Origin of the sequence: Pseudoxanthomonas sp. SE1 (genome assembly GCF_029542205.1) — a bacterium.
GTDB lineage: Bacteria > Pseudomonadota > Gammaproteobacteria > Xanthomonadales > Xanthomonadaceae > Pseudoxanthomonas_A.
Genome location: NZ_CP113783.1, coordinates 1,396,810 through 1,411,676 on the forward strand (window position 1 = coordinate 1,396,810; position 14,867 = coordinate 1,411,676).

General features: G+C 67.3%; 11 protein-coding genes and 2 tRNA genes. 7 read left to right on the forward strand and 6 right to left on the reverse strand.

Annotated elements, in window-relative coordinates; all coding sequences use genetic code 11:
- Window positions 1-62: 62 nt before the first annotated feature.
- From ppx to OY559_RS06475, 5 genes are all read right to left on the reverse strand, one after another.
- Window positions 63-1,592, reverse strand: a complete 1,530-nt coding sequence (ppx, locus tag OY559_RS06455) for an exopolyphosphatase (protein ID WP_343228769.1) — start codon at window positions 1,590-1,592, stop codon at window positions 63-65.
- A gap of 71 nt (window positions 1,593-1,663) precedes the next feature.
- Entirely contained in the window at window positions 1,664-3,751 is a 2,088-nt protein-coding gene (gene ppk1, locus OY559_RS06460) for a polyphosphate kinase 1 (RefSeq protein ID WP_277729234.1), read from the reverse strand.
- Window positions 3,748-5,088, reverse strand: coding sequence for a phosphate regulon sensor histidine kinase PhoR (gene phoR, locus OY559_RS06465; protein WP_277729235.1), 1,341 nt, complete (start codon window positions 5,086-5,088; stop codon window positions 3,748-3,750). The genes ppk1 and phoR overlap by 4 nt, the downstream gene beginning before the upstream one ends.
- 316 nt (window positions 5,089-5,404) lie before the next feature.
- The gene (gene phoB / locus OY559_RS06470) at window positions 5,405-6,094 is read right to left on the reverse strand and encodes a phosphate regulon transcriptional regulator PhoB (protein WP_277729236.1); all 690 of its coding nucleotides are present in this window, start codon (window positions 6,092-6,094) and stop codon (window positions 5,405-5,407) included.
- A gap of 100 nt (window positions 6,095-6,194) precedes the next feature.
- The gene (locus OY559_RS06475) at window positions 6,195-7,835 is read right to left on the reverse strand and encodes a M48 family metalloprotease (RefSeq protein ID WP_277729237.1); all 1,641 of its coding nucleotides are present in this window, start codon (window positions 7,833-7,835) and stop codon (window positions 6,195-6,197) included.
- A 188-nt stretch (window positions 7,836-8,023) separates the two neighbouring features.
- Here OY559_RS06475 and grxC point away from each other — a divergent pair, with 188 nt between their 5' ends.
- The 5 genes from grxC (at window position 8,024) to OY559_RS06500 (ending at window position 13,680) form a co-directional block, all read left to right on the forward strand.
- Window positions 8,024-8,314, forward strand: coding sequence for a glutaredoxin 3 (gene grxC, locus OY559_RS06480; protein WP_277729238.1), 291 nt, complete (start codon window positions 8,024-8,026; stop codon window positions 8,312-8,314).
- A complete protein-coding gene (locus tag OY559_RS06485) occupies window positions 8,311-8,703 on the forward strand; it encodes a carboxymuconolactone decarboxylase family protein (RefSeq protein WP_277729239.1) in 393 nt (130 codons plus the stop codon). The genes grxC and OY559_RS06485 overlap by 4 nt, the downstream gene beginning before the upstream one ends.
- A 579-nt stretch (window positions 8,704-9,282) precedes the next feature.
- Entirely contained in the window at window positions 9,283-10,290 is a 1,008-nt protein-coding gene (locus tag OY559_RS06490) for an isocitrate dehydrogenase (protein ID WP_277729240.1), read from the forward strand.
- Between the two features lie 96 nt (window positions 10,291-10,386).
- Window positions 10,387-12,219, forward strand: a complete 1,833-nt coding sequence (locus tag OY559_RS06495; RefSeq protein WP_277729241.1) for a sodium:solute symporter family protein — start codon at window positions 10,387-10,389, stop codon at window positions 12,217-12,219.
- A gap of 117 nt (window positions 12,220-12,336) precedes the next feature.
- Entirely contained in the window at window positions 12,337-13,680 is a 1,344-nt protein-coding gene (locus OY559_RS06500; RefSeq protein WP_277729242.1) for a Na+/H+ antiporter NhaC family protein, read from the forward strand.
- A 45-nt stretch (window positions 13,681-13,725) separates the two neighbouring features.
- Here the strand turns inward: OY559_RS06500 and OY559_RS06505 are convergent, their stop codons facing one another.
- Window positions 13,726-14,490, reverse strand: a complete 765-nt coding sequence (locus OY559_RS06505) for a Bax inhibitor-1/YccA family protein (protein WP_343228770.1) — start codon at window positions 14,488-14,490, stop codon at window positions 13,726-13,728.
- A gap of 148 nt (window positions 14,491-14,638) precedes the next feature.
- On the opposite strand from OY559_RS06505, the gene OY559_RS06510 reads away from it, so the two are divergent.
- Window positions 14,639-14,715, forward strand: a tRNA-Pro gene (locus OY559_RS06510).
- Window positions 14,716-14,771: 56 nt separating this feature from the next.
- Window positions 14,772-14,848: transfer RNA gene (locus OY559_RS06515), tRNA-Arg, on the forward strand.
- Window positions 14,849-14,867: the final 19 nt, after the last annotated feature.

Below are 14,867 nucleotides of genomic sequence, written 5' to 3' on the forward strand. Positions count from 1 at the left end.
CCGCGGATCCGGGGCGGGTCCGAGTGTAACCTCAAGTCACACGGCAGGGGTGCGTGGGCCTTTCACGCCACGAAGGGCTTGAACGCCACGCCCAGGCCCTGCATGTCTTCGGGCTCGCCGACCAGGTCCGAGCGCAGCAGCGGGCGTGCGTCGATCCATTTCTTGCTGACCACCAGGTCGAGACGGTCGCCGTTCGCGGTCAGGTCCAGGCGCGGGATGGCTTCGGCATCGTGCGAGCGATGCAGCAGCACCGCCAGCCGCAGCAGCGCAGCCTTGCGCTTGGCGCTCAGCAGCAGGCGGTCGGGCAGGGCATCGAAGGCCATTTTCGGCACGCCACGCCGGTGGGTGCGCACCAGCGCGGACAACACCTGCTGCTCCTGGCGCGAGAAGCCTTCGATGTCGGAATGCTCCAGCAGGTAAGCCCCGTGCACGTGGTACTGGCTGTGCGCGATGGCCAGGCCGATCTCGTGCAGGCGCGCGGCCCAGCCGAGCATCCGCGCGTCGTCGTCGTCCAGACTCCAGCTCTGCTCCACCTGTTCGAACAGGCGCATCGCGGTGGCTTCCACGCGCGCGGCCTGGAATTCGTCGATGCCGTAACGCTGCATCAGCGCCGCCGTGGAAAGGTCGCGCGGATCGTTGTCGCTGCCGCGGCCCAGCATGTCGAACAGGATGCCTTCGCGCATGGCGGCCTTGCTGACCATCAGGCGCTGCAGTCCCAGCGCTTCGAAGGCCGCCTCCAGCACCAGGACGCCACCGGCGATGATCGGTCGGCGGTCGCTGGACAGGCCGGGCAGGTCGATGTCCTCGATGCGGTCTGCCTGCAGCAGCTTGTCGCGCACCTGTGGCAGCGCTTCGGCGGTCACCGCGCCCTTGGTCAGCTTCATCGCCGCGCAGATGTCGCCGATGGCCTTGTTGGTGCCGGATGAGCCGATGGCTTCCTGCCAGCCCAGGTTGCGGTACAGGCCGGCGAACTGCTGGAACTCGGCGCCGATCTCGGTGAGCGCTTCCTTCCAGCGCTTGCGCGACAGCTTGCCACCGGGGAAGAAGCGCCGTGTGCTGGCGATGCAGCCCGCCTGGAGGCTTTCGCGTTCCAGCGTTTCGAAGCCACGGCCGATGATGAATTCCGTCGAGCCACCGCCGATGTCGATCACCAGCCGGCGCTGGCTGGATTTCGGCGGCTGCGCGTGCGCGACGCCGAGGTAGATCAGGCGCGCTTCTTCGCGGCCCGACACCACTTCGATGGGTTTGCCGAGTGCGGCTTCCGCAGCGACCAGGAAATCCTGCGGGTCGCGCAGTTGCCGCACGGTATTGGTGGCCAGCGCGCGCACACGCGCGGCGGGGATGTCGCGGATGCGCTGGCCGAAGCGCGACAGGCAATCGAGGGCACGCTGGCGGGCCGCGGCGGACAGTCCGCCCTTCCCGTCCAGGCCGTCCGCCATGCGCACGGTCTCGCGCAGCCGGTCCACCACGCGCAGCTGCCCCAGCAGTGAGCGCGCCACCACCATGTGGAAGCTGTTGGAGCCCAGGTCGATCGCGGCCAGCAGGTCCCCGTCCTGGAGCGGCGGGGAGGTGGAGGAGGTCAGGGGCGCCATGCGATCAGTTTAACGGGTGCGGGCATGCAATGTGTCGACGCGATGGTGCGACGCAGGCGAGCGTTGTCGCCTCACACCTTCGCCAGCAGCGTGCCCTGTGCCGAGTGCGGCGCCTCATCGCCCGGTGTCAGCTTGACGTAGCTTCCGTCCGCCTGCAGTTCCCACGCGTTGCAGTTGTCGTCCAGGTAGTTCTGCAGGCCGTCCTTGAACACGCGCGCGGCGAGCTCCTTGTCGAGGATCGGGAAGCAGGTCTCCACGCGGTGCAGCAGGTTGCGTTCCAGCCAGTCGGCGCTGGCGCAGTACAGTTCCGGCGCGCCGTCGTTGCCGAACCAGTAGATGCGGCTGTGCTCGAGGAAACGCCCGACGATGGACCGCACGCGGATGTTGTCGGAGATGCCGGGCACGCCGGGGCGCAAGGCGCAGGCGCCGCGCACGATCAGGTCGATCCGCACGCCCGCCTGCGATGCCGCATACAGGGCGCGGATGATGCGTGGTTCGTTGATGGCATTGATCTTGGCGATGATGCGCGCAGGCTTGCCGGCCTTTGCGAGCCTGGCCTCGCGTTCGATCTTCTTGATAAGGCCCGGGTGCAGGGTGAAGGGCGATTGCAGCAGGCGCTTGAGCTTGGTGGTAGGGGCCAGGCCGGAAAGCTGCTGGAACAGCAGGTGCACGTCTGTGCCGATATCCGGGTCGCTGGTCAGCAGGCCGATGTCGGTATACGCGCGCGCCGTGCCGCTGTGGTAGTTGCCTGTGCCCAGGTGCACGTAGCGGCGCAGCTTGCGGCCTTCGCGGCGCACGATCAGCAGCATCTTGGCGTGGGTCTTGTAGCCCACTACGCCATAGACGACCTGCGCGCCGGCTTCCTGCAGCTTGTCCGCCACGCCGAGGTTGGCGTCCTCGTCGAAGCGCGCACGCAGTTCCACCACCACGGTGACGTCCTTGCCATTGCGCGCCGCCTGCACCAGCGCCTCGACCAGGGCCGAGTCCTTGCCGGTGCGGTACAGCGTCTGCTTGATGGCCAGCACATCGGGATCGACGGCGGCCTGCTTGACCACTTCGAGCACGGCCGCGAACGAATCGAACGGGTGGTGCAGCAGCACGTCGCCATCGGCGACCTTCTCGAAGATCGCATCGCTGTCGCGCAGCGTGCGCGGGGTGAAGGCCGGATACTTCAGTTCCGGGCGCTGCACCAGGTCGTAGACCTGGATCACGCGGTTGAGGTTGACCGGCCCGTTGATCGGGTACACCGCATGTTCCGGCAGGGCGAAGTTCTGCAGCAGCTGCCGCACGATGGGCTTGGGGCAGTCATGGGCGATCTCCAGCCGCACGGCCGGCCGGTAGCCGCGGCCCACCAGTTCGTCACGCAGGGCCAGCGCCAGGTTCTCCACTTCCTCTTCGTCGACCACGACCTCGGAGTTGCGGGTCACGCGGAACTGGTAGGAACCCTTGACCTCCATGCCCGGGAACAGCTCATCGACGAACACCGACAGCACCGACGACAGCAGGACGAAGTCGTTCTCGCCGCCGGACACGCGCTGCGGCAGGTGGATGATGCGGGGCAGCGAACGCGGCGCGCGGACGATGGCGAGGTGGCCGGCACGGCCGAACGCATCCTTGCCCTTCAGCACCACCACGATGTTGAGCGACTTATTGAGGATCTTGGGGAACGGATGCGCCGGGTCCAGGCCCAGTGGCGACAGCACCGGCATGATCTCGTTGCGGAAATAGGCGCGCAGCCAGCGCTTCTGGCGCGCGTTCCAGCTGTCGCGACCGAACACGCGTACGCCGGCTTCGGCCAGGCCGGGGCGCAGCACGTCGTTCCAGCACTTGTACTGCGCATCCACCAGTTCGGCGGCGCGGTCGTGGATCTTGTTGAGCACGGTGGCCGGGCTCATGCCATCCGCGCCGGGCGGCAGGCCGAAATCCAGCGCATGGCGCACGGTGGCCGCGCGGATCTCGAAGAACTCGTCCAGGTTGGTGCACGAGATGCACAGGAACCGCAGGCGCTCCAGCAGCGGCACCGACGGATCCTGGGCTTGCGCCAGCACGCGGAAGTTGAAGTCCAGTTGGGACAGTTCCCGGTTGAGGTAGAGCGCCGGGTCGCGCAGCGCGTCTTCGCCGGTCGCGGGGGCAGGCGTCGTGTCCAGGGCGGCGTTCATGCGGTCTGGCTGTCCGTGATGATGGGGGTGGGAGCGTCGAGGCGCGGCTCCACGCGTTCGGCGCCGAAGTGGATGGAGAACAGGCTGCCCTGGCCCACCTCGCTCTCGATTTCGAGGCGCGCCTGGTGCAGGTTCAGCACATGCTTGACGATCGACAGGCCCAGGCCGGTGCCGCCGCTTTCGCGCGAGCGGCTGGTGGACACGCGGTAGAAGCGCTCGGTGATGCGCGGCAGGTGCGAGGTCGGGATGCCGTAGCCGGTATCGCGCACGCTCAGCACGGCGCCGTCGCCCTCGCGCGCGAAGCGCACGGTGATCGTGCCGCCGACCGGCGTATAGCGCACTGCGTTGCTGACCAGGTTGGAGAACGCGCTGTGCAGTTCCTTGTTGGAACCGGACAGGTCGACGTTCGCCTCGTCCTGCATGACGATGGTGTGGCGTCGCTGGCTGAGGGCCTCGGCTTCGCGCCGCAGCGTGGCCAGCATCGGCGCCATGGCCACGTTCTCGTCGGGCAGGCTGTCCTGCGCTTCCAGCCGGGACAGCGTCAGCAGGTCTTCCACCAGCTGCGTCATGCGCTGCGACTGCTTCTGCATTTCGGCCAGCATCGGCGCCCAGTCCGGATACTCGGTCGGCTCCAGCATGTCCAGGTAGCCATGCACGACGGTCAACGGCGTGCGGAGTTCATGCGAAACGTTGGCGACGAAATCACGGCGCATCTGCTCCAGTCGCAGCATCTTGCTGACGTCGCGCGCCACCAGCAGCCAGTACTCGTCGGAATAGGGGATCAGCCGCAGGTTGAGGCGCAGGTTCGGGTCCACCGGCGAGGCGGCGTCGAGCATCGGTTCGGCATTGCGGCCGGCGGCCAGCCAGTGCGACATCGGCAACGGCTGCAGGCGATCACCGACCGGGGCGCCGATGTCCGCCGGGTACTGCAGGCCGAGCAGGCTGGTGGCGGCCTTGTTGAACCACTGCACGCGCTGGCTGTTGCGTTCCACCACCACGACCGCATCCGGCAGCGCGGCGGCAGCGGCGCGGTAGGCGCGCAGCATGTCGAGCAGGCGGCGCTTGCGGGTGCGCATCTCGGCCTGGCCGCGGAACAGCAGGCGGTCGAGTTCGTTCCATACCCCCCGGCCTTGCGCCGGTTCCAGGCGCTGGCGGGCGGTCAGCCGCAGCAGCACCTTGCGCAGGCGCCAGTAGTGCCACACGACCACGCCCAGCGCCGCCACGGTCACGATCGGCCACACGTGGCCGACCAGCAGGCCCACGACCACGGCCAGCGCCAGGATCAGCGCCAGCTGGCCGAGCGTCTTGAACCAGGCGGAACGGATGTCGTGGGGCATGGGGCGATTGTAGGCAGATGTGTATGACAGGAGGGATGGGGCTGCAGGGGCGTGATGGGTAAAGGGATTGGAAGAGGGTCAGCCTGGGCGCGATGTGCCGTGCGGGCAGTGGTCCGTCGTCATCCCGGTGAAGGCCGGGATCCTTGTTTTCGCTTTTGGCGCTGCTTGCGTCATTCCAGAGCAGGAACAACGGCGAGCGCCAAATGGCTCCCAGCCTTCGCTGGGACGACGGAAGCGGGACGGCGGGTCTTCCTCACATCCCCACGTCGATGGGCGAAGGTGCATTCACACCGGATGTCCGGACCTGCCGGAATCCTCACATCGAGGCCGAGAAGCGGTAGCCGGAACCGCGCACGGTCTGCACCATGTTCTCCAGGCCATGCGGTTCCAGGGTCTTGCGCAGGCGCCGGATATGCACGTCGACCGTGCGTTCCTCGACGTACACGCTGCCACCCCAGACATGGTCCAGCAGCTGCGTGCGCGAATAGACGCGCTCGGGGTGGGTCATGAAGAAGTGCAGCAGGCGGTATTCGGTGGGGCCGATGGCGACCGGCGTGTCGCCGGCGAACACGCGGTGGGCGGCACCGTCGATGCGCAGCTTGCCGACCGCGACGCTGCCGTCTTCGTCGTCGTCGCGCGAGCGGCGCATCACCGCGCGGATCCGGGCCAGCAGCTCGCGCGCGGAGAACGGCTTGACCACGTAATCGTCGACGCCGGCTTCCAGGCCGCCGACGCGATCGTTCTCTTCGCCGCGGGCGGTCAGCATGATGATGGGCACGTCGCGGGTCATCGCGTCCTTGCGCCAGCGGCGGGCCAGTTCCAGCCCGCTGGTGCCGGGCAGCATCCAGTCCAGCAGGATCAGGTCCGGCACGCGGTCGGCGATGGCGTTCTGGGCCTCGCGGGCGTCACCGGCATGGATGGGTTCGTATTCGCCCTTGCGCAGGGCGAACGCCACCATGTCGCGGATGGCGGGCTCGTCGTCGACGATCAGGATGTGCTTCTGCACGCAGGATCCGGTGGGCGAGGGGGACCGTGCCAGTAGACGACAATTTTATGACGTTTACATGACATGCCGTCGGAGTGTCACAAGGCGCGCCGGCGCGGGCTCAGCGGCGTTCGACGTCGGGGTCGCGGATGCCCTGGCGACGCAGTTCCAGCACTTCCGGGGTGATGGTGGCGATGCGGGCGTCGATCCTGGCGCGGGCGTAGAAGTCCAGGTCGCCCTGGTTCTTGAGATTCTGCAGCTGGATCAAGGCCTGTTCCGGCCGGCCATTCAGATAGGCGGCCTCGGCGTAGGCTTCACCGGCGCGGGCGGTGTCGCCCGCCAGTTCGTTGGCCCTGGCGAAGTGCTGCTGGAACACCGGATCGTCGCCCGCGCGCGCCATCAGCGGGCGCAGGATGGCTTGCGAGCGCTGCCCGGCCTCGCGCCCGCCCTGTTCGTTCAGCACCTTCGCGTAGGTCAGGACTGCCGGACGGTTCTGCGGCAATCGCTGCAACAAGGCGTCGAAGCGGCGATTGGCCGCCGCCGGGTCGCCGGTGCGCGATTCCGCCTCGCCCAACGCCAGCGTTATCCAGAGATTGTCGGGATGCTCGTCGTCCAGGCGGCGCAACTCCGTCAACGCGGTCCTGCTGTCGCCGCCCTGCAGATGGGCGATGGCCAGTCCGTAGCGCTGGGGTGCCGTCAACGGCTTGCCGGCCTGCCGGCGCAGCGTTTCGTACTCCCGTACGGCGGCTGAGGGCGTGCTGGCGCTGAGTGCCCGCAGGCGCTCGCGCGCCCAGTCGAACTGGCCGGTGTCGCCGCGCTGGAAGACCTGGGTGGGCAGGGTGACCGGGATGGGCAGCAACGGGTTGTCGCTGCGGGACTCCGGCAGTGTTATGCCGCGCCGGTCGAAGCGTTCGACGTGTTCGCCGCCGGGAACGCGGGTGGTCGCGGTGATCTGGTCTCCGCGCAACTGGTCGGCGCGCTGGCGGGCCTCGCTGATGCGGGTGGTGGTGACCGGATGGGTCTGCAGATAGTCCGGCACCTGTTCCCTTCCGCTGCCGCGGCTGGCGCGGGTGGCCTGCTGGAGCTTGGCGAAGAAGCCGGCCATGGCATCGATGTCGTAACCGGCGCGGGACAGGGTGCGGATGCCGACGCGGTCGGCCTCGGATTCGTTGGAACGGGTGTAGTCGATCTGGCGCTGCTGCATCAGGCCCATGGCCGAGGCGATGGCGGCTTGGGACGCATCGCCGCTGGAACTTCCGCCCGCCGCCTGGGCCAGCACGATGGCTCCCAGCATGCCCAGCAGGATCGGAACCTGATCGCGTTGCGCCCGTTCCACGCCCCGCAGCACATGTTGCTGGGTCACATGGGCGATTTCGTGGGAGAGCACGGCCGCCATCTCGTCCTCGCGGTCCGCCGTCAGCACCAGGCCGGCGTTCATGCCGATGTAGCCACCCAGCGTGGCGAAGGCATTGATCTGCCGGTCGCGCATCATGAAGAACGTGTACGCCTGCTGCGGGTTGTCGCTGTCGGCGCCCAGCCGGCTGCCCACGGTCTGCAGCCAGTCCGTGATCAGCGGGTCTTCCAGCAGATAGCCATAGTTGCGCAGTTCGCGCAGCATCATGCCGCCGTACTCGGCCTGGCGTGCCGGCGTGAGCAGTTCGCCGGCGGACGAGCCGATGTCCGGCAGGCGGCTGTCCTGGGAGGCTGCCAGCGGCGCCGCGAGGGCCAGGGTCAGGGCGGTGGCAAGCAGGATGGGGCGCAAACGATGGCTCCGTGGCGGATAATGGGCAGCCAGGTCAGGATGACGGGTCGCTGATCCGGGCGAGTGAATACGTGGTTAACCGGGCCAGTACCGGCCCGCACTGTTCCATGGTCCCGACTGGAAGTCGGTCCGATGCGCCCGATATCGGTCAGGACCACAGCATGCCCCTTTCGTTCCGGAGAACTCCCTTGAGCGACACCCCGCAGGGCGCCACCGCGCCCGAGATCACCCTCTACAGCACCGCCATCTGCCCATACTGCGTGGCGGCCAAGAACTTCCTCAAGAGCAAGGGCCAGACCTGGACGGAAGTGCGCATCGACCTGGACGCGGATGCGCGCGAGAAGATGATCGCCAAGGCCAGGCGCACCAGCGTGCCGCAGATCTTCATCGGCGAAACCCATGTGGGTGGCTACGACGACATGATCGCGATGCACCGTGCGGGCAAGCTGGAAGCCCTGCTCGCAGGGGAATCGGCATGAGCGCAGACGACGACAGCCAGGACCGCGTGAAGGCATTCACGGAGTTCCGGCAGCGGATGAACAAGCGCATCCTGGACGAACCCAACCAGGTCGTCCGCCGCTTCTTCGCGCTGGACACGCAGACCTACCAGGCAGGCGCGCTGGATGTGAAGACGAAGGAACTGCTGGGCCTGGTGGCCTCGATGGTCCTGCGTTGCGACGATTGCATCAGCTACCACGTCGCCCAGTGCAAGGAGGCCGGGGTGACGCGCGAGGAGTTCTTCGAGACGTTCTCGGTAGGCCTGGTGGTGGGGGGCTCCATCGTCATCCCGCACCTGCGCCGGGCGGTGGATTTCCTCGACCAGTTGGAAGGCGGGCAGGCTGACGCGCCGTCGGCGCACGACCACTGAAGCCGGCGAAAGCGGCGCAGATCCATCCGCGACCACCTCGCCTGCCTGCCTGTGTCCTCCACCGTCGTCCCAGCGAAGGCTGGGACCCATCTTGATCTTTGCCTTCCGCTTTGCCGCGTGAAAGACGAGCAGCAGCAAGCTGGATCCCAGCCTTCGCTGGGAAGACGCTCGGTGGCGGTCCGTTCCGCCCATGCTCGGCAGACCCGGGCCTCCGACCGGTGTCGATGGCGAGGCAGACAGGTTCACCTCGAGCACCGAGCATCTCGCCTGCCTGCCTGCCTGCGTCCGTCCGTCCGTCCGTCCGTCCTTCACCGTCGCTCCGGCGCAGGCTGGGACCCATCTTGATCTTCGCCTTCCGCATTGCCGCGTGAAGGACGAGCAGAAGCACGCAGGATCCCGGCTTTCGCTTGGAAGACAGTCGGTGGCGATCCGTGGCAGCCATACCCCGGCAGGCCGGCCTCCGACCATCGTCGATTAGGGGACTTGCCGGCCGTTCGGGCATAATTGGCGGACAAATCTTCCTTTTCGCGCCCGTCGCGGCCCCGCCCGACGCGTGCCCCTGTTCGGAAACCCCACTCAATGACCCAGACGATTACGGTCATCCGCGGCGACGGTATTGGCCCGGAGATCATGGACGCCACCCTGCACGTGCTCGACGTGATGAAGGTCGGCCTGACCTACGAAGAAGCCGATGCCGGCCTGGTCGCGCTGGAAAAGCACGGCGACCTGCTGCCGCAGGCGACGCTGGATTCGATCCGCAAGAACGGCGTGGCGCTGAAAAGCCCGCTGACCACGCCGGTGGGCGAGGGCTTCAGTTCGATCAACGTGGCGCTGCGACGCCACTTCGACCTGTATGCCAACGTGCGTCCGGCCAAGTCGTTCCCCAACACCAAGTCGCGCTTCCCGACCGGCGTCGACCTGATCACTGTGCGCGAGAACACCGAAGGCGCGTACATCGGTGAAGGGCAGTCGATCTCGGAAGACGGCGAGACCGCGCTGCTGACGCAGAAGATCACCCGCAAGGGCTCCGAGCGCATCGTGCGCTACGCCTTCGACCTGGCCCGCAAGACCGGCCGCAAGAAGGTCACCGTGGTGCACAAGGCCAACATCCTGAAGAGCACCTCGGGCCTGTTCCTGAAGGTGGCCCGCGAAGTGGCCGCGCAGTACCCCGACATCCAGTGCAACGAGATGATCGTGGACAACACCTGCATGCAGCTGGTGATGCGTCCGGAGCAGTTCGACATCATCGTCACCACCAACCTGTTCGGCGACATCATTTCCGACCTGTGCGCCGGCCTCGTGGGCGGCCTGGGCCTGGCACCGGGCGCCAACATCGGTGTCGATGCGGCGATCTTCGAAGCCGTGCATGGCTCCGCGCCGGACATCGCCGGCAAGGGCGTGGCCAATCCCTGCGCGCTGCTGCTGGGTGCCGCGCAGATGCTGGATCACCTGGGCCAGCCGGAGAAAGCCGAGCGCCTGCGTGCGGCCATCATCGCCACGCTAGAGGCCAAGGATTCGCTGACCCCGGACCTGGGCGGCGAGGGCAACACGATGTCGTTCGCCAAGGCGATCGCCAGCCGCGTCTGATCGCTTACGACGCCTTGCCGCGCGGTTGCGTGCGGCAAGGCGGGTTGGGTGATCGTCCCCCCTGGGGTATCCTCGACCCCATGTTCCTCATGACGCTTGCCGTCGCGCCCGATGGGATCGCTGGCGGTCATTGACTGGACCATCGTCGCCGCCTATCTGGTGGCGACCCTGCTGGTGGGAGCGTGGGTGTCCCGGTCCGCGGGGCGTTCGCTCGAGTCCTACTTCCTGGCCGACCGTGCATTGCCGTGGTGGTGGCTGGGCACCTCGATGGCCGCGACCACCTTCGCCGCCGATACGCCGCTGGTGGTTTCAGGCCTGGTTGCCAAGCATGGCGTGGCAGGCAACTGGTTGTGGTGGTCGTGGGCCATTTCGCACGTGTCGGTCGCGGTGGTGTTCGCCGCGCTGTGGCGGCGCTCGCGGGTCCTCACCGACGCCGAACTGCTGGAGCTGCGCTACTGCGGCCGCTCGGGCGCATGGTTGCGCGGATTCAAGGCGGCGTTCTTCGCGATCCTCATCAACGCCATCATCCTGGGCTGGGTGGTGCGCGCGATGGTGAAGATCGCGGCGCCGTTCGTGGACTGGACAGCGTGGTTGGGTGCGGATGCAGTGGCGTCGTTCGCCGCGATCTGGCCGGATGCGCTGCTGATCGGCACGCCGGGCGACACGCTCACGGTGCTGGTGCTGTTCTGCCTGATCGGTGCCTATTCAAGCCTGGGCGGCATCCGTGGCGTGATCCTGACGGATCTGCTGCAGTTCGGCATGGCGCTGGCCGGTGGCGTGCTGTTCGCATGGCTGGCCGTGGACCATGTGGGTGGACTCGCAGGTCTGCGCGAAGGGCTTGCCCGGCACTACGACGTGCCGCAGTTGCTTGCGTTCGTGCCTGCAGCGGATGCCGCGTGGCTGCCGGTGCAGGTGTTCCTGGTCTATGTGGCGGTGCAATGGTGGGCGCAGTACTATAGCGACGGCAGTGGCTACCTGGCGCAGCGGATATTCACCGCGCGCGATGAGCGGCATGCCGTGGGCGGCGCGCTGTGGTTCGCCGTGCTGAACTACGCGGTTCGCAGTTGGCCTTGGGTACTGGTGGCGCTGGTGGCGCTGGTGGTATTCCCGCTGGGCATGGAAGGCGAGGGCGCGGCGGCGATCGTTGCCGGGGATCGCGAGATGGCGTACCCGGTGCTGATGGCACAGCTGTTGCCGGCGGGCGCGCTGGGCCTGCTGTTCGCCTCGCTGCTGGCGGCCTTCATGAGCACGGTGGATACGCACCTCAACTGGGGCGCCAGTTACCTCACCCATGATCTCTATCGGCGCTTCCTGCGTCCGGACGCCAGCCAGGCACGCCTGGTGTGGGTCAGTCGCGTGTCCGTCGCGCTGCTGACGGCCATGGGCGTGCTGGTGGCCTCCCAGATCGACAGCATCGAACAGGCATGGCGCTTCTTCATCGCACTGGGCGCAGGCCTTGGGTTGCCCTCGATGTTGCGCTGGTTCTGGTGGCGGGCCAACGCATGGACCGAGATCGCGGGGATCGTGTCGGCCGTGGTGTCTTCCGTGGTGCTGTACCGTGGTTTCCCGCAGGTGCGGGCGGAATATCTGCTGCTGGCCATCGTAGGCATCTCCACCTCCAGCGCGCTGCTGGCGACGTTCCTCACCCCGCCCGTGCCCAGGGAACACCTCGCCGCTTTCACGCGACGCGTGCGTCCGCCAGGCTGGTGGCGCGATCTTCCGGATGCGGCGCCCAGGCGCTCGCTCGCGTGGTTGGGACTGGCGTGGCTGGCCGGCAATACCGGCGTGTTCGCGCTGATGTTCGGCATCGGCTCCCTGCTGCTGGGAACCCCCACGGTCGGCGCAATCCTGATCATCGTGGGCGGCGCATCGCTTGTGGCCACGTTGTGGAGCAGCGGGCGCTACCGGAAAGCCTCGGGCCTGGACTAGCCACGGAGAGGCGCGCGGGCACAGCGTTCCCTTTTTGTCGGCCGGTGTCCCATCCATGAGGTTGGCCGGTACGATGCGGGCACGCACAATCCGCGGCCCCTCGCAGAAGACCCCGCCATGTCCGTCCGTCCCAGCGCCCTGGCGCTGACCCCGTTGCTGCTGTTCCTCGCATTGTTCTTCGGTGCGGGCCTGTACTTCACCGCGCAGGGCGAGGCGATGGGGTTCTATCAGCTGCGCGCGCCCGTCGCGATCCTGCCGGCGCTGGCGCTCGGCGTATGGCTGGCGCGTCGTCGTGGCCTGCCTGCGCAGCAGACGCTGCTGGCCGGCATGGGCGACAGCAACGTCATGCTGATGTGCCTGATCTTCCTGCTGGCGGGCGCGTTCGCCACGGTGTCCAAGGCGATCGGCGCGGTCGATGCAGTGGTGGCGCTGGGCCTGGGCGCCTTGCCGGCGAGCCTGATCCTGCCGGGGTTGTTCCTCGCGGCCGCGTTCGTCTCGCTGTCGATCGGTACCTCGATGGGCACGGTGGCGGCCGTGGTGCCCATCGCACTGGGCGTCGCCGATGCCGCAGGGCTGGACCGGGTGCTGGTGGTCGGCGCGGTGCTGGGTGGCGCCATGTTCGGCGACAACCTGTCGATCATCTCGGACACCACCATCGCCGCCACGCGCAGCCAAGGCGCGGAGATGCGCGACAAGTTCCGCGAAAACTTCAAGATCGCATTGCCGGCCGCCATCGCAACGCTCGTGGTTCTGGCAACGCTGGGCGACGTGGCGCCGGTGGCTGCGCCCGATGCGGCGTCACCCTGGCTGGTGTTGCCCTACGTGCTGGTCCTCGGGTTGGCGCTGGCAGGACTGGATGTGGTGCTGGTGCTGGCCATCGGGCTGGTCGCAGCGGGCGTCTTCGGTTTCGTGCTGGCGGACGATTACGACGCGGTTTCCTACGTGGGCGACATTTACATGGGCTTCGAGGGCATGGTCGAGATCACGCTGCTGTCCATCCTCATCGGTGGCCTGGCCGCCCTGATCAAGGCCGCGGGAGGCCTGGACTGGCTGGCGCAGGTTATCGCGAAGTTCGCGCGGGGGCATACGGGGCGCCGGTCCGGCGAAATCAGCATCGCGGCGCTCGCAGCGGGCACCGACGCGCTGACGGCGAACAACACCGTCGCGATCCTGGTCACCGGGAGCCTGGCCAGGGACATCGCCCAGCGCCACGGCATCAGTCCCCGGCGGGCGGCGAGCATGCTCGACATCTTCGCCTGTGTGGTGCAAGGCGTACTGCCCTACGGCGCACAGATCCTGCTGGCGGCCTCGCTGGCAGCGGTGTCGCCACTGGCGCTGGCCGGCAGCGTGCATTACTGCTGGTGGCTGGCAGTATCGGCACTGGTGTTCATCGTCTGGTCGACGCGCCGCGCCGCCGGGGTCGCAGACCCGGCGCCACGCGATGAAGCGATGGGTCCATGAAAAAAGGGGCGCCAAGGCGCCCCTTTTCTTTGGCGAACAATGGAATCAGTCGCGCGATTGCAGTTTCGACAGCAGGCGCAGCAGTTCCAGGTACAGCCACACCAGCGTGACCATCAGGCCGAACGCGCCATACCACTCCATGTACTTCGGCGCGCCCTGCTCGACGCCGGTTTCGATGAAGTCGAAATCCAGCACCAGGTTAAGCGAGGCGATGACCACGACGAACAGGCTGAAGCCGATGCCGATGAGGCCGGATTCGTGGATCAGCGGAATCTTGATGCCGAAGAAGCCCAGCGCGATGCTCGCCAGATAGACCAGTGCGATGCCGCCGGTGGCGGCGACCACGCCCAGCTTGAAGTTCTCGGTGGCCTTGATCAGGCCGCTGCGGTAGGCGAACAGCAGCGCGAACAGGATGCCGAAGGTCAGCATCACCGCCTGCATCACGATGCCGCCGAACTGCGCGTTGTAGACCGCCGAGATGGCGCCCAGGAAGAATCCTTCGACCAGCGCATACAGCGGCGCGGTGACGGGCGACCAGGTCTTCTTGAAGACGGTGATCAGCGCCAGCACCAGGCCGCCGATGGCGCCACCCCACATGTACACCGCGAAGCCGGGAGCGGGCAGGCCGTCCGGACCGAGCGCCTGGTTCCACGAGAATGCCGCGGTCAACACGGTCAGCAGCAACAGGATGCCGGTCTTGTTGATCGTGCCGTTGAGCGTCATCGCCCCGCCGTCGCGCGAGACGACCGTCCCGCTGCCAAGGTCGAGGAAGGTGGATTCCTTCAATGCCGGATTGCCGCTGCGCATCATCGTTCCCTCATGTGGTTGCCGGACGTCTGTCCCCAGTGCCTGAGCATATCGCAAGCGATGGATCATCAGGTTTCGTTTGACAGCAAGGCCGCAGGTTCCGACAATACGCGACCTCGTTGGCGTCCAGACGCCACGCCGGGACCCTCGTCGGGGTATAGCGCAGTCTGGTAGCGCATCTGCTTTGGGAGCAGAGGGTCGGGGGTTCGAATCCCTCTACCCCGACCAGTCTGATGTGCTGCCAGTATGTTCCGGCAGGGCGGGGATGCGACAATCCGGACCGGGCGCCCGTAGCTCAACCGGATAGAGCACCGGCCTTCTAAGCCGGCGGTTACAGGTTCGAGTCCTGTCGGGCGCGCCACTTCCGGTGCGGACCGGAA